General features: G+C 52.8%; 18 protein-coding genes. 8 read left to right on the forward strand and 10 right to left on the reverse strand.

Going from position 1 to position 18,654, the window contains the following annotated elements; all coding sequences use genetic code 11:
* Window positions 1-120 precede the first annotated feature (120 nt).
* Window positions 121-1,965, reverse strand: a complete 1,845-nt coding sequence (locus tag EUZ85_RS27300; RefSeq protein ID WP_127973291.1) for a pre-peptidase C-terminal domain-containing protein — start codon at window positions 1,963-1,965, stop codon at window positions 121-123.
* A gap of 869 nt (window positions 1,966-2,834) precedes the next feature.
* On the opposite strand from EUZ85_RS27300, the gene EUZ85_RS27305 reads away from it, so the two are divergent.
* From EUZ85_RS27305 to EUZ85_RS27315, 3 genes are all read left to right on the forward strand, one after another.
* Window positions 2,835-3,626 (forward strand): ABC transporter substrate-binding protein, encoded by a 792-nt coding sequence (locus tag EUZ85_RS27305; RefSeq protein ID WP_127973292.1) that lies wholly within the window; start codon window positions 2,835-2,837, stop codon window positions 3,624-3,626.
* A 398-nt stretch (window positions 3,627-4,024) separates the two neighbouring features.
* Window positions 4,025-5,260, forward strand: a complete 1,236-nt coding sequence (locus tag EUZ85_RS27310) for a WD40 repeat domain-containing protein (RefSeq protein WP_127973293.1) — start codon at window positions 4,025-4,027, stop codon at window positions 5,258-5,260.
* An 83-nt stretch (window positions 5,261-5,343) separates the two neighbouring features.
* Window positions 5,344-6,246: a metallophosphoesterase gene (locus EUZ85_RS27315; protein WP_127973294.1), complete on the forward strand. Its 903-nt coding sequence runs from the start codon at window positions 5,344-5,346 to the stop codon at window positions 6,244-6,246.
* 2 nt (window positions 6,247-6,248) lie between these two features.
* Here the strand turns inward: EUZ85_RS27315 and EUZ85_RS27320 are convergent, their stop codons facing one another.
* From EUZ85_RS27320 to EUZ85_RS27335, 4 genes are all read right to left on the reverse strand, one after another.
* Complete coding sequence (locus tag EUZ85_RS27320; protein WP_127973295.1) at window positions 6,249-7,127, reverse strand: hypothetical protein; 879 nt, start codon at window positions 7,125-7,127, stop codon at window positions 6,249-6,251.
* A gap of 41 nt (window positions 7,128-7,168) precedes the next feature.
* A complete protein-coding gene (locus EUZ85_RS27325) occupies window positions 7,169-7,456 on the reverse strand; it encodes a hypothetical protein (protein ID WP_127973296.1) in 288 nt (95 codons plus the stop codon).
* Window positions 7,440-8,123 carry a hypothetical protein gene (locus EUZ85_RS27330; protein WP_127973297.1) on the reverse strand — a complete coding sequence of 228 codons (684 nt, stop codon included), beginning with the start codon at window positions 8,121-8,123 and terminating at the stop codon, window positions 7,440-7,442. The genes EUZ85_RS27325 and EUZ85_RS27330 overlap by 17 nt, the downstream gene beginning before the upstream one ends.
* Window positions 8,124-8,216: 93 nt before the next feature.
* Window positions 8,217-8,981 (reverse strand): ABC transporter substrate-binding protein, encoded by a 765-nt coding sequence (locus EUZ85_RS27335; protein WP_127973298.1) that lies wholly within the window; start codon window positions 8,979-8,981, stop codon window positions 8,217-8,219.
* A gap of 163 nt (window positions 8,982-9,144) precedes the next feature.
* On the opposite strand from EUZ85_RS27335, the gene EUZ85_RS27340 reads away from it, so the two are divergent.
* The gene (locus tag EUZ85_RS27340) at window positions 9,145-9,639 is read left to right on the forward strand and encodes a lasso peptide biosynthesis B2 protein (protein ID WP_164887380.1); all 495 of its coding nucleotides are present in this window, start codon (window positions 9,145-9,147) and stop codon (window positions 9,637-9,639) included.
* Here the strand turns inward: EUZ85_RS27340 and EUZ85_RS27345 are convergent.
* Both EUZ85_RS27345 and EUZ85_RS27350 read right to left on the reverse strand, forming a co-directional pair.
* Window positions 9,628-10,614, reverse strand: coding sequence for a hypothetical protein (locus EUZ85_RS27345; protein ID WP_127973300.1), 987 nt, complete (start codon window positions 10,612-10,614; stop codon window positions 9,628-9,630). The two genes, EUZ85_RS27340 and EUZ85_RS27345, sit on opposite strands and share 12 nt — an antisense overlap.
* An 80-nt stretch (window positions 10,615-10,694) precedes the next feature.
* Window positions 10,695-11,399: a pirin family protein gene (locus tag EUZ85_RS27350; RefSeq protein WP_127973301.1), complete on the reverse strand. Its 705-nt coding sequence runs from the start codon at window positions 11,397-11,399 to the stop codon at window positions 10,695-10,697.
* A gap of 201 nt (window positions 11,400-11,600) precedes the next feature.
* On the opposite strand from EUZ85_RS27350, the gene EUZ85_RS27355 reads away from it, so the two are divergent.
* Together EUZ85_RS27355 and EUZ85_RS27360 are read left to right on the forward strand one after the other, a co-directional pair.
* Complete coding sequence (locus EUZ85_RS27355) at window positions 11,601-12,515, forward strand: LysR family transcriptional regulator (protein ID WP_127973302.1); 915 nt, start codon at window positions 11,601-11,603, stop codon at window positions 12,513-12,515.
* A gap of 115 nt (window positions 12,516-12,630) precedes the next feature.
* Window positions 12,631-14,376, forward strand: a complete 1,746-nt coding sequence (locus EUZ85_RS27360) for an alkaline phosphatase (protein ID WP_127973303.1) — start codon at window positions 12,631-12,633, stop codon at window positions 14,374-14,376.
* 46 nt (window positions 14,377-14,422) lie between these two features.
* On the opposite strand, the gene EUZ85_RS27365 is transcribed toward EUZ85_RS27360, so the two are convergent.
* Window positions 14,423-15,346 carry a LysR family transcriptional regulator gene (locus tag EUZ85_RS27365; protein WP_127973304.1) on the reverse strand — a complete coding sequence of 308 codons (924 nt, stop codon included), beginning with the start codon at window positions 15,344-15,346 and terminating at the stop codon, window positions 14,423-14,425.
* 73 nt (window positions 15,347-15,419) lie between these two features.
* Here EUZ85_RS27365 and EUZ85_RS27370 point away from each other — a divergent pair, with 73 nt between their 5' ends.
* Window positions 15,420-15,863 (forward strand): VOC family protein, encoded by a 444-nt coding sequence (locus EUZ85_RS27370; RefSeq protein ID WP_127973305.1) that lies wholly within the window; start codon window positions 15,420-15,422, stop codon window positions 15,861-15,863.
* A 13-nt stretch (window positions 15,864-15,876) separates the two neighbouring features.
* Window positions 15,877-16,986, forward strand: coding sequence for an alkene reductase (locus tag EUZ85_RS27375; protein WP_127973306.1), 1,110 nt, complete (start codon window positions 15,877-15,879; stop codon window positions 16,984-16,986).
* Window positions 16,987-17,049: 63 nt separating this feature from the next.
* On the opposite strand, the gene EUZ85_RS27380 is transcribed toward EUZ85_RS27375, so the two are convergent.
* The gene (locus EUZ85_RS27380) at window positions 17,050-17,736 is read right to left on the reverse strand and encodes a DsbA family protein (protein ID WP_127973307.1); all 687 of its coding nucleotides are present in this window, start codon (window positions 17,734-17,736) and stop codon (window positions 17,050-17,052) included.
* Window positions 17,730-18,596: an MBL fold metallo-hydrolase gene (locus tag EUZ85_RS27385; RefSeq protein WP_127973308.1), complete on the reverse strand. Its 867-nt coding sequence runs from the start codon at window positions 18,594-18,596 to the stop codon at window positions 17,730-17,732. The genes EUZ85_RS27380 and EUZ85_RS27385 overlap by 7 nt, the downstream gene beginning before the upstream one ends.
* Window positions 18,597-18,654 lie beyond the last annotated feature (58 nt).

The raw sequence follows: 18,654 nt of genomic DNA on the forward strand, positions 1-18,654 counted from the left end.
AAGCTCAACACCGCTGTAAAAATCATAAAAAAAGGGGCGCAAAATTGCGCCCCGGAAAATAGCCCGGACTTAAATACCGGACCCTCTCATGCATTCATGAATAACGTAGCGAGTACGTAATTACTCCGCAGACCAGTTGAACAGTTGTTCAACGATAGTGGTCAGAGGCTGGCTGTAACCTGCCGCATTTTTCGCGTTGGTTTTCCAGCTGGAAGGAATAGGTTGTCCTTTCGTCCAGCCAGAGCCGCCCTGGGTGTATTGAATGTTCAGGTTGTAGTTGGAACTGTTGTTGTAGCCTTTAACGCCAACGTAGTAAGTTCCAGCTTCGTTTGCAGAACACTCCTCGCTAGAGCCTTCCAGGTATGGACGGCACTGATAGGCGGTATCGCTTGGCTGAGCGCCTTTGTTCACGTACAGGTCGGCATCGCTGTCGCCAGTCATGGTGACTTTGAAGGAGCCAGTAGTGGTGAACGGACCGTAGAACGCCCACTTGTTCTGCTCGATTACGCCTGCTTTTTGCTCTGTCTTGGTCTCGCTGGTGGAGCCAGTCGGATTGTAGTAAGAGACAGCGTGCGCGCCAGGTCCAGGCGTCCACAGGAAGTCAGGGTGACGGTTGTTGTACCACTCGCCGCCGATGATGTCGCCGTTGGAATCCAACTCCAGGTCATATACGTAACGAACGGTGTAAGTACGGTCGTATGACGGATAGTCTTTGTCTCTGTGAGTCGGGCTGGTTTCCACGATGTAAGTCAGCTTCATCTGAACGCCGACGACTTGCTTCGCTTCCTGAGCGCGATACTTGGAGAACTTGTCCTGGGTGTAGTCGCTCATGGCGATAACCGCTTCTTGCGCAGTGTTGTAGGAAGCGCCAGTTTGCGGGTTGAAGTAAGTATATTCGTACTTCAATACTGGCTGGTTCCATACTTCATAGTCGAATGTCGCGTCGATAACGAAGCTGCGCTTGCTTACGCCAATCTGGTTGACCACCGCTTTGTGCCAACTGCCTGGGTTGCTGTCGAAACAGGCTTGATCCAGGATACGGCCGTTTTCATCTTTGCCGGGATCTTTGGAGTTACAACGTCCGCCGATGAAACGTACGCCTGGAGACGCTTCCGCCCACAACAATGTACCCAACGCTTTGATGTCGGATGGGAAGAACTTGATGTCCTTGCCTTCTGCCGACTTAACAGTGATGGAGCTGGAAGGACGCGGCAACATATAGGCGGCAGGCGCCCAACCGTGACACAGCCCCATCCAAGCTTCAACGGAACCGTAACGATCCCAGTAGCCTTTACCGGACTCCCACATTTTCTGAGTCAGGGTGAAGTTGGAGTCGCCCACCAGCAAGTCGTACTTTTCAGACGGAGACAGGTTATCGATTTCGCCTGCGTCGATATATTCTTGCGGCTTGTGAGTGCTGGTGGCGAAAATCCAGTGGTCGTACCAGTTGGACGGCCAGGATTCACTCAGTTTGGGATCGGCGTAGCGAATGCCCAGCGCGCCTTTGTAAAGACCCCAGTAGTCATCGGACCAAGGCTGGCTGGCCAGGGAGGCTTTAGTCAGGTTCGCGTTGTCCATTGCGTGAACGTTGCCGATCAGTTGATCGCCATTGTCCACCAGACGCGCAGCATTGTCGTTGCTGAGCTCCATGGAGCGCATCATCATGAAGCCATTGCTGCGGGAGCCATTCAACAAGTCTCTGCGCAGTTCATCCTTATCTTCTACGAAGTCGCCGGAGAGAATTGCTTCGTCGCTGAATACTGGCATAGCCAGATCGCCGTTGGCGGCTTCTTTGACAGGCACTTCGTCCATGACTGCGGCAGGGTTGGCGTGGAAACGCTCCAGATAGTCGCGAACGTATTGCGCGTCCTGACCGGAAACGTCGGCCAAGGTGACGGCCGAGACGCTCAGCGCCAGAGTGGAGACAGAAAATGTAATAGCCCGTTTAAGCGTGTTTTTGTTCACGGTTATAACTCCTTTTAACCTAAATAAATCAGTATTTATATCTTTCCGTTTAACTGTTCAGATATTGTGCGTAGCCATTTTTTATATGTATAAAAGGCGGGGATCAGGCATATACATCCACTTATAAATATAAGCCTATGCCAGACCAAACAACGTATCTCCTTATATGCGGATCGTTCCATATCCTTTTACCGGCTAGGTTAGCCGGGCGGCAATCTATCAGGATTAGGCCATTTGGTCAAGCGTTTGAAACACCGCATCTCACGCCATCAAAAATTCACGTAATTACTTGAAAAATATCAACAAAATTAAAAGCCACCTATTTTCTTCGTGCAAAAAAAGAGCTGCGACATCATTGTTTTGAGTTAAGTCAATACAACGGACTTAATACTCTATTCCAAAAAATCACAGCCATTTTTTATGAATACCTTTTCATGGCTACAATCCCCTAAAAGGCGAGGCCATTTTAATACCCGCGCATTATATTAATATCGGTACGGAATACTGTTGACGCAGATTTAATTTGATTGGAGTCAATAAGTTTGTAGGTGAATCCCGTAATACGAAACATTTGAGAAGCAGCTTGTGGTCTATTCGAACGAAGTTTTATCAAACGTGCTTCGGGGTAAGTTCGAGCGTTTACTTCTAAACGAGAGTATTCGGTTATGGCCAAGGAAGCCGCTCTGAGCGAATATGCTGAATGAAAAGGTTGTCAGCGCCGTTAAGTCCGTTTTAATCCTATGCTGCCCCCTCTTCCCTGCCCGTTTGACGCTTCACCATATCGATACAATACTTTAAGCAATTACTGCCGGCGCCGCAGATATCCTGGCCTTGCGTCGGTGTTCGCCTTCTAAGCAGGTGGCGTTCTGATGTTCAGATCAAAGACGTTGAAGTGGCGGAGCCTGCTCCTTACATTCTCACTCTTGGCGCAGTCAAGCCTGACCATTGCTGCGGACCCCGCCGCCGGGCTTCGGTTTATCACCGAAGAGTCGCCTCCCTATAACTACACCGAAAATGGCCAGCTCAAAGGAAGCTCCGTAGACTTGCTGGAAGCGGTGCTGCAAATTATCGGCTCAAAACAGACGCGCAAAGATATTCAGGTGCATCCTTGGGCGCGGGGATATCGCATGGTCTTGAATGAGCCCAATACTATGCTGTTCAGCACCCGTCGTAATCCAGACCGCGAAGACTTGTTCCGCTGGGTCGGCCCGGTCGCCACATCGCCGGTGGTGCTGATGGCGAGAAAACGTCGGGATTTTGAAGTAAAACAGTTATCGGACCTGGGCGACCTCTCCGTCGTCGCGGTCGCCAGCGATATGGGAGAGCAAGTGCTGGACGCCTACCATATTCCTAAAGATATCCGTCAGACTGTCTCGCATCCGGATATTGCCGCCCGCATGCTGATTTTTCGCCGCATCCACATGTGGTCCTATGGACAAAGAACCGCTCTGTGGCTGCTCAAACAACAAGGCGCCAAGGTGGAGGATTATGAACCGGTCTGGAGTTTTGGCTCGGCAGGCGACCTCTATTTCGCCTTCCACAAAGACACGCCCGAGGAGACGATCCAACTCTTTCAGCATGTCCTGGATCAGCTGAAAAATGACCCTGGCGATGATGGACTTTCAACCTACGAAAGAGTGTTGAAGTCCTACGTCGAATAAACTTTTCCCGATACCGTCATGTCAGTGTAAAAAACATCCTGATCATAAAATACCAAAATCCGCGCAAGCCCTACGAAATAAAGGGATTCCAGTGTTTTCCAAAGAGATATCCACAGGTTGTGTGGATATGTGAAAGGAGAAATCCGTACAAATTATGCAGGTTTCGCACAAAGGTTAGCCGAATGCGAACGCAGTCACCCGGCACTCAACGGTGATTGACTCCACACGCTCCAACCGATAGCTTAGCCAGACTAACGCTATTCGCCCCAGGCGGACCAAACAAATCCGAAAGCGTATCGACTCCTGCCTCAACGCAGTCTGCTCAAAGGATGACAATGACAACTCAACACTGTTCACACAACAACCCGCACATTTGCGTCTGCCCGCATGTTTTCGACATGTCAGTTAAAAGCGGCGTTAAACGCTTTATCGGAGTTGGAGAGCAAGCGGAATATCTTTGTGCGGAATGCGCCAATGCGGAAAACTTTAAACATTGCTATTGGTGCGATGACTGCTTTGTGGCGGCGGACGCCAATTGTTATTGGTCGATAGCAGGCATGCTGGAAATCAAAAGGGAACCGAAAGAATTCCATTTTACCCGGCGGGAAATTCATCTCGACTTACTAAACGGACGCACCCTTCTTGACCTTGAGCCGCTAAAGAACCATCCCACGGACGCCATTCTTTTCACCGACGATGGCGGATTGTGGCGCGTGAATCTCCAGAATGGCGAATCCGTCCAGGTCGCAACGTTGCCTGCTGAGCAGATCCATCCCACTGGGGCAATTACCCTGAAGATCAGTCCTGACAATCAGTTTCTGGCCATCACCTCTTTGCTATATCGGCATGCAGACGAAGGCTCTTCCAATAAAGGCTTAGTGCTGGACCTCAGCTCTGGCGAGATCCTCATGCAGCTTGACGCTGGCGACTACCATATGGAAGAAGCGGACTTCCCCGTTGCTTTTTCCGAACATGATGGGAAAACCTTATTAGTCTGCGCCACCGACTGGAATCAACTGGATATCTTCGACCCGAGAACGGGAGAATGCCTAACCCCACGCCATTCCGACAAGCCGCCAGAACATGATGAAGACGCTACCTTTATGAGTGAATGGAGCGGCGCCCTCGCTATCTCGCCGAACGGCCAACGCATCGCCACGATCGGCTGGGTATGGCACCCTGTTGGCGTCGCCTACAGCTGGGACTTGCAGCACTGGCTTAACCACAACCCCTGGGAACCGGACATCGGCGAATCCAAAGTCATGTACGCCAGCTGGGATTACTTCTGGTCCGCACCCTTTTTCTGGATCGACGAAGACCGCATCTGTATTTGGGGATGCCAGGACCTGCATACCGACTACGACGTCCCCCTCGCCAGCGCCGCCATCTTCGACGTCAAAAGCGGCGACCAAATCAAATGGTTCGCCGGCCCCACCATAAACGCCTTCTACTACGACCAATACCTGTTCTCAACCACGGAAAAAGGCGACGCCATCACCATCTGGGACCTGGAAAGCGGCGCACTGCTATATGAATTTCCTTGCGACCTTCCTGTTAACTATCTGCCGGGAAGTAGAGAATTTGTTTGTAATGAAGGCGATGGAGTGTTGGCGCTGTATGGGTGGAGTTTGTAGGCAATAAAATTAACAGTTTGTCGTTCGTTACACCTAACCTAAGTTTGCTACCTCAAATAGATTCTCAAAATTATTCGATCCAAATGAGCAAAAATACAAAGCAATACTTTGCCGTCTTCGGGGATGTCCATGGAAGAGTCGCGTTAATGTATGCCGCGTCGCTATTATGGCAGAGAGAAACGGGAATTCAGCTCACAGGCATTCTGCAGGTGGGCGATATGGGCGCTTTCCCAGATCCCCTTAATGTCGACGACGCAACCAGACAGCACGCAAAAGTTGATCCTGATGAATTAGGCTTCAGTCAGTTCTGTGCACACAGCCAAGACGCAGAACTGTTCCTTAAGCCTGCTAACTCTCCTCCAACATACTTTGTCAGGGGTAATCACGAAGACTTTGATTATCTATCACAGTTTAAGTCTCCTGCACATGTAGACAAATATGGAAAAATAAACTTTATCCCTGATGGACATTGGGTACATCTGGCTTCGCACACTACAATTGGAGCATTTGGAGGAATCCCTCCTGTTATTGAAACAAAACGAAGAGGAAAAAAGAGCAAGAAGACCTATAAAAAGTCAAAATTAAAGTCGTTGAATGATCCAAGGCTTTTCACTGAAGAGTTTGCTAGAACAGCTTTCAATAAAGAAAACAAGCTGGATATTCTATTAACTCATGCAGGGCCTAAATGCGCTTCTCTTTCGGAAGGTTCACTTCTTTTGACAGAACTAACGGAAAGGATAAAGCCTAAAATTCATATCTTTGGGCACCACCACAAAGTCATTCCACCCTGTGAAGGGCCTGCAGGCAACATATTGATCGGGCTGGAGCACTTCAAGTTTGACTCGTCCAAGGAAAAAATTATTAAGGGTTCATGGGGCATACTCGTCTTGGACGGATGCTCAGCGGAGTTTACATTTATCGACAGTGAAGACCCTTTTCTTTCATACATAAATTACTTCGACTATAGAAGCTCCCTAACTTTATAATCTTAGTGTAACGTCAGCTCGACAATAACCTCTCTATTGCACACCACCCGACATTCTTTATTCGTTATTTTAAATGCGATCATCACATCTCTAATTTCTGGTCGAACATCTCTAACATCAAAAGAATCAAGAAGCTTCAACTCCGAAAAGCTTAAAATACTCTCTGCTGAAATAGAGCTATCATCTAGCACCAGACTAGATATATTTTCGTACCCGGTAGTTTTTTTAATGTAGCGCAGCAGTTTATCATCAGAAGCATCTCCCATAATCGCCAAGCGATCAGATATGCTTTGCATTTCAAACCATTCCCGGCCCCTCCATAAATCAAAGCCAACCCTCCCCTGTAAAGAGTTTGCTTTTTCGAAGTAGTTCCCTTTTGCTAGGATAGCGTATACTCTCCCAGTATCACCAAGCCCAATTCGAAAATTAAAATTATCCTCACTATATAACTCTAATGAAACAGGCGCACCATTCCGCCACACATACTCTTGTGAAAGGTCATTTTCTTGGAGCATAAGAAACTCTATGCCCCCCAAAAATGTCCAGTTAGCTTCATGAATAAGAACTCCTTCACTATAGTATTTTTCTTCAACGCAGAAACCTCTATCAAAATCAAATACATTACCAGACAGCGGCTTACCTTTATAAGAAACAGGCTCTTTATCAATTTCTAAAAAAGCCATATCCAGATATATGTCTGATGACGCAATATTAGACCAATATACATTTTTATACTCTTCTTCCACTTTCCCATTTACTACTACATCCCCTCTCACATGTCCATCTGATAATCGGGTAAACGCAACGCCGGTGAACACTTCGTGTTTATAGAGAAGGATTCCATTTTTTTCGGTTAGCTTATCGATTAAAACTCTTAGCATTATCCACCCAATGAAACAACATGAGTTCTCAAAGAATACTTTTACGAGCCATTTACTCCAGCGTAAAGCCTTATCGCCACTTCCGCGCCAGCACTTTCAAGCATAATGGAGTCTAATATAAGCTGTCTCTTTCCACCTTTCGACACTACAACAGGCTCCTCTTTCAAGAGGCTCTTAACTTCCACTGTAGACATGCCGGTCAGGCGTATAATTGCCATCACAACCTTTCCGATACGCTCACCAACATCTTCTATCACTAGAATGTATCCATCATCAAAGCCCTCGATTATCTTTATTTCCTCGCTTATAAAATTACTGATAAACCTCATCTTTTCCCCAAAACCCTGGAGTATAGTTAATTTTATATTCTGAGCTATTAACCTCGGCAAGGAGCCCAGTCAAAGCGACTCTTGCATCTATTGAAAGACTATCCATAGAGAAACCTGGATAGGCCAATTCAACCATATCTTCAACTGTTGCGCTTTTTAAGAAAGCATCATTCTCCACTAAAAAGCATCTATAAAACCTATATGCTATATATCGCCTGGATGAAGCCACCACGTCGTTGACAAATACGGGAGAGAATTCTCGATAACGCATTGTAAATCTAACATTCTCCGAGCGGTAGCTTAAACTTTCATCATATAAAGCCAAAGAACCAGCAACAGTATCTGCATCGTCATATGACAGGTTAGGCATAATCTGAATAAATATCCCATCTCCTCTATCAATCAATGGCCACTCCTTCACAGGCGTACGCAACATACTTTCAACTGATATGGATATCACTCTGCAGTTTGCGCGCCGCCATTCGGCAGCCTCCACTTTTCCTCCGATAACATCGCGAAAGAATGCCATCAAATATCTTCGTTGGCTCTCATCAACAACACTTTCCAAGTACCGGTATGCTGAAAATTTATCTTCCCGCATAATTCTTCTTATTCTTTCAAGCAAGAAGTCTGGAAATTCATTTAAGTTGCTTATTTTTTCCATCATACCTATCACGAATATCTTTCATTACTTCCGGCGCACCAAAAGATAAAGAATCACTATTCTCCACTGCTACATGAGGTCGACATTCTATCTCACCTAACGCGCAACATACCGCCCATTAGCCGCATCATCCAACAGCTGTTCCAGCAAGCCGTTTTCCTGGACTATTTTGAGTCCCTTATTGAAGGCGTTGCGCATTTTTTCTCCGCGTGGATTTTTGGTGAAGATAAGGCGATAAGGCCAGGATTCGATGGGGGTCGGGTGGTAGGTGATGAGATTGGATTCCTGGGGAAAGTTTTTGTGCAGGATATACAGGCCGACGTATTTATCCAGGGAGAAGGCGTTGATGCGGCCGTTGAGCAGCTTGGCGAAATTGAGGCGCTCATCGGATACGACTTCCATTTCAAGATTAATTCCCTGCTCTTTGGCGGCTTCAAACCAGGGGTAGCTGGCGCTCATCAGTCCGCCGAATTTGAGTCCTACAAGATCTTTGTAGTCACGCCACTGCATAGGCCGCGCTTTGGCGTAAAAGAACACGGCGGAGCCTTCAAAGATCACATCGGAAAACAGGTAAATTTTTTCCCGTTCTTCGGTTTTCACCCAAAGAATAGAGGTATCCCAAAGTCCATTTTCCACAAACAACGCCACCCGGTTCCACGGGAAAAAGCCAACTTCCACCTCCACATTCGCGGCATTGAAACAGACTTCCGCAATATGCGCCGCCAGGCCGTAATGCCGTAGTTCTTCGGGGAGATAGGGCGGCCATTCGCCAATAGCGATGCGCGCCGTCTCAGCGGCGGATGCGGTATGCCCGGCGAGGATGAGCAACAATGCCAGGACTACGCTACGAGTTCGCGCCATAAGCTACTGAGACTCTTCAGAGGTTATTCTGTCTAAAAAGCATAAACAGCGACACTCCAGGGGGCAAGTTGGCGCGTTTTTCTGGAACCGCTAATAAGCGTCATTCTTCAACTACACTAAAGGTCATAGGAAATAGTCGTTGATTGTCTTGGAGCCTATTCTCGTGACAACTCGTTCTATACTGCGCATCTACCATAAACTCCAAACCGCGTGGCGACTTCCGCGTCAGGAGAAGCTGTGGCTGGCGTTTTTGTTTCCTTACAGCGCGCTGGTGCGTGTGATGATTTGGAGTTTACCGTTTCGACGTTTCGCCTGGATATTGGGGCGCGTGACTGCGAATCATGAGGCGCTGTTTCACGCCCCTGCGGAGCAGCAATTATTGGCGCGACGCATCGGCGCCGTCTGCCGTTTGGTCGCCCGCTATACGCCGTGGGAGTGCAAGTGTCTGGCGCAAGCGATTATGGCCAGGACGCTACTGGGGTTTTATAAGACGCCTTACGTCATCCACCTGGGCGTTCTTAAAGAAAGCAGTTCCAGCGGCAGTTTGAAAGCCCATGCCTGGCTCAGAGTCGATGACGCCATCATTACCGGCGGAGCGGACAGCGAGAGCTATGTGAAGGCTTCCACCTACCTGCCGCGCGTTTTATCATCCGAGTAATTGTCGGTGTGATTGCAGGCGTGAATAAATCTCCTGCAAGGCCAATCTCATGGCTGGATAGTGTTGCTCAAGCTGCGCATCCAGACGTTTTATCTCGTCCTTTGCGTCACGCGCTGCGTATGTAGACTCGCCTTTCGAATAGCGCTGGGTCGCCGCCAGCATATCCTGCTCTAAACCTGAATACGGCTCCAAGCCGAAATGCTCCGCCAGCGCCGCTGACGCGCCTGCGATGGATTCATACCCCATCACCCGCGCTGACGCATCAGACGCCAACGCCGCCAACATCGCCTGGGCGAATCCCAAGTACGTCCCAGCCGCGGCGCCAAGCAATTTTACATCCGCTGATTGCGCCTCTGATTGCTGCGGAGCCAACAAAGACGCATCCGGTAGTAGCTCAGCGTTGGCGCCAGTAAATAATGGCGGTGGCGGCCAGTCTGCGGTGAGCCATTTGGGGGTTCCCCGCAGCAATGACTCCAACACGGATAAATAATCGCGATAAAGACAAAGCGACGGGCAACTAAATGCGCGCTGATAAAGATCAACATGCATCAGGTTCCAGGAAGACAACTTGATCACCAGACGCCGCCCGGTCTCCCCCGCCCACTGCGCCCAAAGGCCAACGCAACGGCGCAGCGCTGCTACCTTGTGCGAGGGGGATAGCCGTTGATGACGCACAATCTGGTTGAGCAGAAACGGCTCACCCAACACCAGTGTTCGCGGATGCTGCTTCAACATCTGACACACTAAAGTGGAGCCGCATCGACTGGTATGAAAGATCAAGCCCGCAGGTTGAGTTTCCACGCCTTCCCCAATCAGCAGCTCATCAAAAGGGGTCAGCCCGGCGCACTGCTCCTCTTGCGGCAGCGCCTCCACCGCCTCATGAAAAAATCCCGGCCGCAACGCCAGTCGGTCGGGATTAATCCACCGTAACAGCAGGCGCTCGTTCGCCGTGGTTAATTCATAGGGAATCAGCATCGACACCTATCCTTACTCGCTTTTGACAACCCCATGAATATTAGCGGGTTTCTTCCTGAAGGATCGAGCCTCTTACTCTCCTACGCCTGCATTTTCATATCAAACACCAGCACTTCCGCATTATCCGCGTTGGTGAAAGTGAGCTGACTGACGTTTTCCAGGGCCGCGCCATCGCCTCCCGTCAGCGCTTCCCCGTTCAGCTCCACACTCCCTTTGACGACCTGCACCCACACGCCTCGCTGCGGATCGATATCGAGAGAGACAGATTCTGCGCCATTAAGACGGGCGGCGTACAGATTAACGTCCTGATGGATCGTCACCGAGTCTTGCGCGCCATTGCGGCTGCCGATCAGACGAAAGACGCCGGTCATGGATTCCTGCGCGAACGCCTTCTGTTCATACCCCGGTTTCAGCCCTTTTTGCTCCGGGTGAATCCAGATTTGCAGGAACTCCACGCCTTCTGTGCGCGAATGATTGTATTCGCTATGGCGAATGCCGGTTCCCGCGGTCATCCGTTGCAGTTCACCCGGTACGATAATAGAGCCGTTGCCGATGCTGTCTTTGTGCTCCAACGCGCCGGAAACGACATAGGAAATAATTTCCATATCGCTATGCCCATGCGTATCGAAGCCTGCGCCAGGCGTCACTTGATCCTGATTGATCACGCGCAAGGGACCAAAGCCCATGTGTGCAGGATCGAAGTAGTGTCCGAATGAAAAAGTATGTTTTGAGTGCAGCCAACCGAAGTTGGCGACGCCACGCTCGTGTGCTCGACGAATGTTCATACTGTCTCCTCCTGTATTCGTTGCATGGAGACAGTTTAAGCGCTTCAAATCTGTAAACAATTAGTCATAAATAAGCCATAGTGTCGCAAAATATGCGACAATTTTTGAGCACTCAAGCCAATATCTGTGCACGCACAACAGTATTTGTACACGCAAAACAAAGGCTGAACCGCAAACATCAACGGCGATTGAGAGGAAGCAATGGACAAACTGGCGGGGCTCACAGCCTTCGTAAAGGTGGCCGAAGCAGAGAGCTTCGCCAAAGCGGCGCGCGAGATGGGACTGTCCCGCTCTCAGGTGAATCGACAGGTGATTGCGCTGGAAGACGAACTAGGCGTCACCCTGCTGGCTCGCACGACGCGTCAGGTCTCCCTCACTCCAACCGGACAGGCGTTTTATCTGCGCGCCAAATCCATTCTTAACGATCTGCAGGAAGCGGAAACCGCCATTCAATCCGATCATGCGGAGCCTCAAGGCGATTTGAAAATCAACGCGCCCATGTCTTTCGGCACGATGCATTTGAGTTCCGCCCTGGCGGACTTCATGACACGCTACCCCAACATCCGCGTACACCTGGTGTTGGACGACCGTTTCGTCGATCCGGTTTCGGAAGGCTTCGACATTACAGTGAGAGTGGCGGAAACCCGCGAAGCGCCATCGTTGATTGAGCACACCATCGTGGAAGCAAAACGTTTGCTGTGCGCGTCGCCGGGATATCTGCAACAGCATGGTCGGCCCCGCACGATCAAAGAACTCGCCAGCCGCCCCTGTCTGCATTACGGCAACCTCGCCTCCGGCTACACATGGCGACTACGTCGCGGCGACGCCGCGGAAACCAGCGTACGGGTGAACGGGGTGCTGTGCTGCAATAACGCGGAAGCCCTGCGCGACGCCGCCGTGGCGGGGCTTGGCGTCGCCTTGTTGCCCACGTTTATCGCTGGCCCGGAGTTGCAGACGGGGCGTCTGGTGAGCGTGCTGCCGGAATATCAGGCGCCACCGGTTTATCTGAGCCTGTTATACCCGCCTAACCGGCATTTGGCGGCCAGAGTCCGCGTCTTCGTCAAGTTCATGCAGGATCGTTTTGGCGATCCGCCCTATTGGGATTTGATTTCGTGACATTCTCCACAAGTTTCTGAAATAAGACCGCATTTTCTAGCGAAATTAAATATTTATGTAACATTATCCCTCTATCTTCCGCGCGACTTTCACAGGCAGGACAGAGAAAGGAATAATGAAAAAAATAAGCAGACGCGACTTTATCAAAGTCACCGCCGCCGGCATGGGGGCGTTGGCCATATCCACTGGTCTGATGGGATGCAGCTCCGATGACGACGGCAATGCGCCCTATCAGGTGACCTTCAGTCATGGCGTCGCCAGCGGCGACCCGCTCAGCGACCGGGTGATCATCTGGACCCGCGCCCTCCCCGACGATACCGGCGCTGACGTGTCCGTATCCTGGGAAGTGGCGGACGACGCCGGCTTCACTAACCTGCTCCACACCGGAAGCACACAGACTTCCGCCGCGCAGGACTTCACCGTCAAAGTGGACGTGTTGAATCTGCAGCCTGGAGCGACTTACTACTACCGCTTCACCTCAAACGGCGCTACCTCACCGGCGGGGGTCACCAAAACCTTACCGACGGTCAGCCCGGAACAGGTGAAGTTCGCCGTGTTTTCCTGCGCCAACTATCCCGCCGGACACTTCAACGTGTACGCGGAAGCGGCATTGCATGACGACCTGGACGCGGTGATACATCTGGGAGACTACATTTACGAATATGGCGCCGGCGGTTATGCGACGGAAGACGCCGCCGCCATCGGACGCACGTTGCCGGACAACAACGCCAACGAAATCCTTACCCTCGCAGACTACCGTAAGCGCTATGCGCTCTATCGCAGCGACGCCAATCTCCAGGCGCTGCATCGTAAAACGCCGTTCATCACCGTCTGGGATGACCACGAGATTGCCGACGACACCTGGAAGTCCGGCGCTAAAAACCACAATGAGGGCGAAGGCGAGTTTGAGGACCGCAAAGTAGCGGCGCTGCAGGCTTACTTCGAGTGGATGCCGATTCGACCGGTTGTGGATGATAGCCAGGAGATCATCTATCGCCAGTTTCAGTTCGGCGATCTGGTGTCCCTCTACATGCTCGACACCCGGGTTCTCGCCCGCGACAAACAGCTGGATTATCTCGACTATCTGGACCCGGTCAGCGGCGCCTTTAACGCGCCTCAGTTCAGCGCCGACGTCAGCGACGCCAATCGTACGCTGCTGGGCGCGGAACAACGGGACTGGCTGCAAAACGCCATGGCCGCCTCTAACGCCACCTGGCAGGTGCTGGGCCAGCAAATACTGATGGGGCGCATGCTGTTGCCAGCGGAACTGCTGACGCAACTGCTGGACCCAGACCCCAACACCATCCTGCCTGCTTTCGCCGAGCTGGCGAATATCAAGGGCCGTATCCTGATGGGCGACCCCAGCGTGACGGATGCGGAACGCGCAAGAGTGGAAACCGTACTGCCTTACAACCTGGACGCCTGGGACGGCTACGCTGCAGAGCGGGAAGTTTTGTTCGAAACAGCGAAAGCCATGAACAAGAATCTGGTGGCGTTGGCGGGAGACACTCACAACGCCTGGGCCAGCGATCTGAAAACCCTGTCCGGCGACCATGTCGGCGTGGAGTTCGCCACCGCCTCGGTGTCCTCTCCCGGCCTGGAAACTTACCTTTCCCTGCCCGATGACGCGACCACGATTGCCCAGACCGAACTGGGCGTGACCACGCTGGTGAGCGACTTGCGATACCTGAACGTCAATCAGCGCGGCTACCTGCTGACGACATTCACCGCAGACGAAGCCAGGGCGGACTGGCGTTTCGTCGACACCGTGAAGAGCCCGACCTACCAACTGGCCGCCGCGCGTTCCGTCAGTTATAAAACACTGCCGGGGCAAAATGACCGCAAGTTGATTGAAATCTGATGTATTAATCAGGCCCTATCTCCCGCGGCTAACCGATATGCCGGCCTCACAGGCCGGCTTCACTGTTTACGAACTCGCCCAGATAATCCATAAACGCCTTTACGCAGGCTGGCGTGTACTTGCGGCTGGGGTAGATCATCTGCAGCCCCACTGCGCCCGTGTCTGCGCCATGCAGGCCGACGACCTGATCCGGCAACAGTTGGAGCAGACGTCCTTCCGTTATATCCCGACTCACATCGCACCAGGATTTCAGCGCGATACCCAGCCCCGCCAACGCCCATTGACGGATCAACGCGCCATCGTTGCTCGCCAGAAAGGCCTCCACCGTCAGCGTTCGCCAGCCTGAATCGGATTGAAAGCGCCACTCCGCCAACATTTCGCCAAAACGCGTCATCACCAGACAACGATGCGCCTGCAGGTCTTCCGGCGTCTGAGGCTGTCCAAATGACGCCACATACGCAGGCGACGCGCAAAGCACGCGACGATTGTCAGCCACCAGAGGGCGCACAATGAGATTGCTGTCCGGCAGATTGCCGTAACGAATGGCGAGATCAAAACCTTCTTCAATCAGATTCACCACCCCGTCATGCAAATGCAAAGCGGGTCGCACCTGGGGATGCAGGCTGACAAACTGCGCCAGAGCCGGGGCCACGTACTGCCGGCCAAAATCCGAAGTGGCGGTGACGCGCAGTGAGCCGCGCAGCTCCCCTTCTTTCTCCAGCAGTGCCGCTTCCGCCTGCGCCATTTCCGCCACAACCCGCTGACCAGCCTCGTAAAAACGCGCGCCCGCCTCGGTCAATGCGGTGCTGCGGGTGCTGCGCTGTAATAACCGGGTCTGATAACGAGCCTCCAGCGCATTCATGCGCGCCGTCATACTCGCCGGCGACAGACCTACTTCCCGTCCGGCAGCCGCCAGTCCGCCTGCGCGCACCACTCTGACAAACAGCTCAATGTCGTCAATCTTGCTCATATTATTCAGCTTTTACGAAAACAGATTACATATACACGGCGATTATCAACCTTTTCTATAAGCATTAGGCTGCATGACATCAGCATCCGTCAACAGAGTGACTCCCATGTATATCAATCATGTTCTGATTCGCAGCAAAGACCTGACGGCCATGACGACGTTTCTCGTAGAGGTCATCGGACTCAGGAATGGCGATCGTCCCGGCTTCCGCTTTCCCGGCGCCTGGCTGTACAGCGACGGCCGTCCCATCGTTCATTTGGTCGGCGCGGATGCGTCGGATGAAGAGCAGGCCGCCTATCTTGGCGATAACACATTGGAAGGACGCGGCGCCGTTGATCATGTCGCGCTGGCGGGCGCCGACTACGAGCAACTCTTAACCCGTTTACGGCGCCACGGCGCGGCTTATAGCGAGCGCACCGTACCCGCCTCACGGGAACATCAGGTTTTTGTGGAAGGTCCAGAGGGACTGAAGCTGGAACTGCTGTTCGCCGAAGACAAAACCCCTTATCCCTCTTGAGCGGAGTATTCCCATGCATTATCCATTACTGTTTAACCCGGGTGTAATTGGCGCACTGGACATCGCCAACCGCATTGTCATGGCGCCGATGACCCGCGCCCGTACGGCTCAACCTGAAGACGCGCCACGCGATCTCATGGCGACCTATTACGCCCAGCGGGCGCAAGCCGGATTGATCGTCAGCGAAGCCACGCAGATTTCCGCACAGGGAAAAGGCTACTCTTTCACCCCCGGGATCTATACCAACGCACAAATCGCCGGCTGGCGCAAAGTCACAGACGCTGTCCACGCCGCTGGCGGACGGATTTTTTGCCAGCTTTGGCATGTCGGCAGAATGTCGCACGCTTCATTGCATGAAGACGGCATGCCGGTTGCGCCCTCCGCCATCGCCCCTGAGGCCAAAGTCTGGATCGTAGGCGAGGACGGAGTGGGTCAGATGCTGGATTGCCCCACCCCGCGCGCCCTCACTCAGGCGGACATCCAGGCGATTATTCGGGATTACCGTCAGGCGGCGCTTAACGCGATGGAGGCGGGATTTGACGGCGTGGAGATTCACGGCGCCAATGGTTATTTGATCGACCAGTTCCTGCGCGCCACCGCCAACCAGCGCGACGATGACTATGGCGGCAGCCTCGACAACCGTATCCGTTTCGTACAGGAAGTTGCGCGTACGGTATGCGACGCCATAGGCGCGCATCGGGTCGGCATCCGCTTATCGCCGTTCATCACTCAAAGAGGCATGAACGATCCAGAAGCGCCTGTCGCCATCCTGACGACGGCAAGAACGTTCAACGAACTGGGCATGGCTTACATTCATCTGGCGGAAGCGGACTGGGACGACGCACCGCCCGTGCCGGACAGTTTCCGCCGCCAACTGCGGGAAGTCTTCAGCGGCGCGGTGATCGTGGCGGGCAATTACAACGCCGACAAAGCCAACGCGATCATCAAAGCAGGCCATGCCGATTATGTCGCCTTCGGACGCATGTTCCTGGCCAATCCGGACCTGCCCTACCGCCTGCAACACAATCTGGAGCTGAACGCCATCACCGATCCCTCTACCTTGTTTGGCGGCGATGCGGCGGGATATACGGACTACCCTTCCTACGCAAGCGGCGCGGGCTGACTTGAAGCCAAAGTTATACGGGGATTCATTAATCCGGGCGTCCTTGCCCGGATAGATGAAAGTTCAGGAGCAGCCGTCAGGTGTACAGAAAGGCGCCTCGTCCGTGTCGTCATTCTGCGTCTTGCTTCCTATCAACGCTTCCAGATGAGCGGCGAAGGCGTCGGGTTTGCCGAGATAGGGACCGACAGTCACCGGAACCACTGAGCCGTCGATAATCAGCGCCAGTGAGGGATAGCCGCGCAGGCTCAGGCGCGTCATCTCCCGTCGCGTCGCCTGAATATGGGCGGCGGCGGAGCTGGCGTTAACGGACATCTGCGCGGTGAAACGTTCGCCGTCGAGGCCGATGCTTTGCGCCAGACGGGTCAGGGTCGCCAGGTCGGCGATGCGCTCGCCTTCGACATAATGCGCCTGTTGCAGGCGGTGCAACATCGCCAGTGCGTCGCCGCCCAGGCTCTCCGCCGCCAGCACAGCGCGAATCGGCGGTTCCGAATCGAATACCGCATCCTGATCCCGCAACAGGCCATTGAAGTAGGCGTCTCCAAAAGGCTGACCTGTCAGCGCCTGAATCCGTTGGTCATGGGGCATGACATAACGGCGCAGCGACTCATTCACCGGCTGTCTGTTGGCGCCGATCATCAGCCCGCCAGCGCGCAGGTTAACCGGCATCAACTCGCGCGCTTTGCGGATCAACGGGGCGGCGGCGTAGCACCACCCGCAGATCGGATCGTAAAAGTAGTCGAGTTCTACCACTTCATCTCACCTTTCTCTACTTTCGCGCTGATTTCCAGAGCAATGCCGGTTTCCAGCTTCGGATACGCCTGCTCCATCGCCTGCATCAGCGCGTCCGCATTCTTGGCGTCTTTGGCTTCTTCTTCAAAGCGCTTCAGGTACGTGCGGGTGAAATCGATGGCGCTCACGTCCATATCGGAATCCGGCAGCATGTGTCCGGGCACCACGATAGCCGGGTGCAGCGCTTTCATTTCGTCCAGTTGCGCAACCCAGGCGTCGCGTTCGCTTTGCTTCTGCGTATCAGCCATCCACACATGCATGTCCGCCAGTACAGCAACGTTGCCGACAATCGCCTGCAAAGAAGGCACCCACACGTATGGACGGTGCGCCAGCTCGCCCTGCATGCCGCGCACTTCCAGTTTCTCTCCGTCCACAGTGATGAAGTTACCTTTCAGCGCCGCCGGGACAACCGGGTTGCGCGGTGCATTAGCGCCCATTTTCGGGCCCCAGAATTCCACTTTGAACGGCAGTTTGGCCTTGATGTGCTCCAGCACCGCAGGCGGCGCCACGACGTCGGCTTTAGGAAAGATTTCCTTCAGCACTTCCACGCCAAAGTAATAGTCCGGATCGGCGTTGCTGACCAGAATAGTTTTCAGCGTTTTACCGGAGTCCAGCACATTGGCGGCGATGCGATAGGCGTCGGCGCGGGTGAATCCAGCGTCCACTACCACCGCTTCGGTCTCACCGCTGATGACGGTGGAAGTAACGTTGAAGCTGTTGCCGTCAGCGTTGTAAACCTTCAATTGCAGCGGCTCTTTCGCTTCAACAGCGGCAGTAAATGAAACAGCGATGGATGCGGCTAAAAGCAATTTGCGAAACATGATCAGTGACTCCTCATATGAATAATTGATGGGAGCACTATAATTTCCAAATAAGCGC

Origin of the sequence: Hahella sp. KA22 (assembly GCF_004135205.1) — a bacterium.
Taxonomy (GTDB): Bacteria; Pseudomonadota; Gammaproteobacteria; order Pseudomonadales; family Oleiphilaceae; genus Hahella.

Excerpts from the sequence above, each read along its gene's own strand:
- EUZ85_RS27370 (WP_127973305.1), top strand. The coding sequence starts at position 15,420 with ATGACATCAGCATCCGTCAACAGAGTGACTCCCATGTATATCAATCAT.
- EUZ85_RS27325 (WP_127973296.1), bottom strand. The coding sequence starts at position 7,456 with ATGAGGTTTATCAGTAATTTTATAAGCGAGGAAATAAAGATAATCGAG.
- EUZ85_RS27305 (WP_127973292.1), top strand. The coding sequence starts at position 2,835 with ATGTTCAGATCAAAGACGTTGAAGTGGCGGAGCCTGCTCCTTACATTC.
- EUZ85_RS27360 (WP_127973303.1), top strand. The coding sequence starts at position 12,631 with ATGAAAAAAATAAGCAGACGCGACTTTATCAAAGTCACCGCCGCCGGC.
- EUZ85_RS27365 (WP_127973304.1), bottom strand. The coding sequence starts at position 15,346 with ATGAGCAAGATTGACGACATTGAGCTGTTTGTCAGAGTGGTGCGCGCA.
- EUZ85_RS27345 (WP_127973300.1), bottom strand. The coding sequence starts at position 10,614 with ATGCTGATTCCCTATGAATTAACCACGGCGAACGAGCGCCTGCTGTTA.
- EUZ85_RS27310 (WP_127973293.1), top strand. The coding sequence starts at position 4,025 with ATGTCAGTTAAAAGCGGCGTTAAACGCTTTATCGGAGTTGGAGAGCAA.
- EUZ85_RS27320 (WP_127973295.1), bottom strand. The coding sequence starts at position 7,127 with ATGCTAAGAGTTTTAATCGATAAGCTAACCGAAAAAAATGGAATCCTT.
- EUZ85_RS27350 (WP_127973301.1), bottom strand. The coding sequence starts at position 11,399 with ATGAACATTCGTCGAGCACACGAGCGTGGCGTCGCCAACTTCGGTTGG.
- EUZ85_RS27335 (WP_127973298.1), bottom strand. The coding sequence starts at position 8,981 with ATGGCGCGAACTCGTAGCGTAGTCCTGGCATTGTTGCTCATCCTCGCC.
- EUZ85_RS27375 (WP_127973306.1), top strand. The coding sequence starts at position 15,877 with ATGCATTATCCATTACTGTTTAACCCGGGTGTAATTGGCGCACTGGAC.
- EUZ85_RS27385 (WP_127973308.1), bottom strand. The coding sequence starts at position 18,596 with ATGTTTCGCAAATTGCTTTTAGCCGCATCCATCGCTGTTTCATTTACT.
- EUZ85_RS27315 (WP_127973294.1), top strand. The coding sequence starts at position 5,344 with ATGAGCAAAAATACAAAGCAATACTTTGCCGTCTTCGGGGATGTCCAT.
- EUZ85_RS27355 (WP_127973302.1), top strand. The coding sequence starts at position 11,601 with ATGGACAAACTGGCGGGGCTCACAGCCTTCGTAAAGGTGGCCGAAGCA.
- EUZ85_RS27330 (WP_127973297.1), bottom strand. The coding sequence starts at position 8,123 with ATGATGGAAAAAATAAGCAACTTAAATGAATTTCCAGACTTCTTGCTT.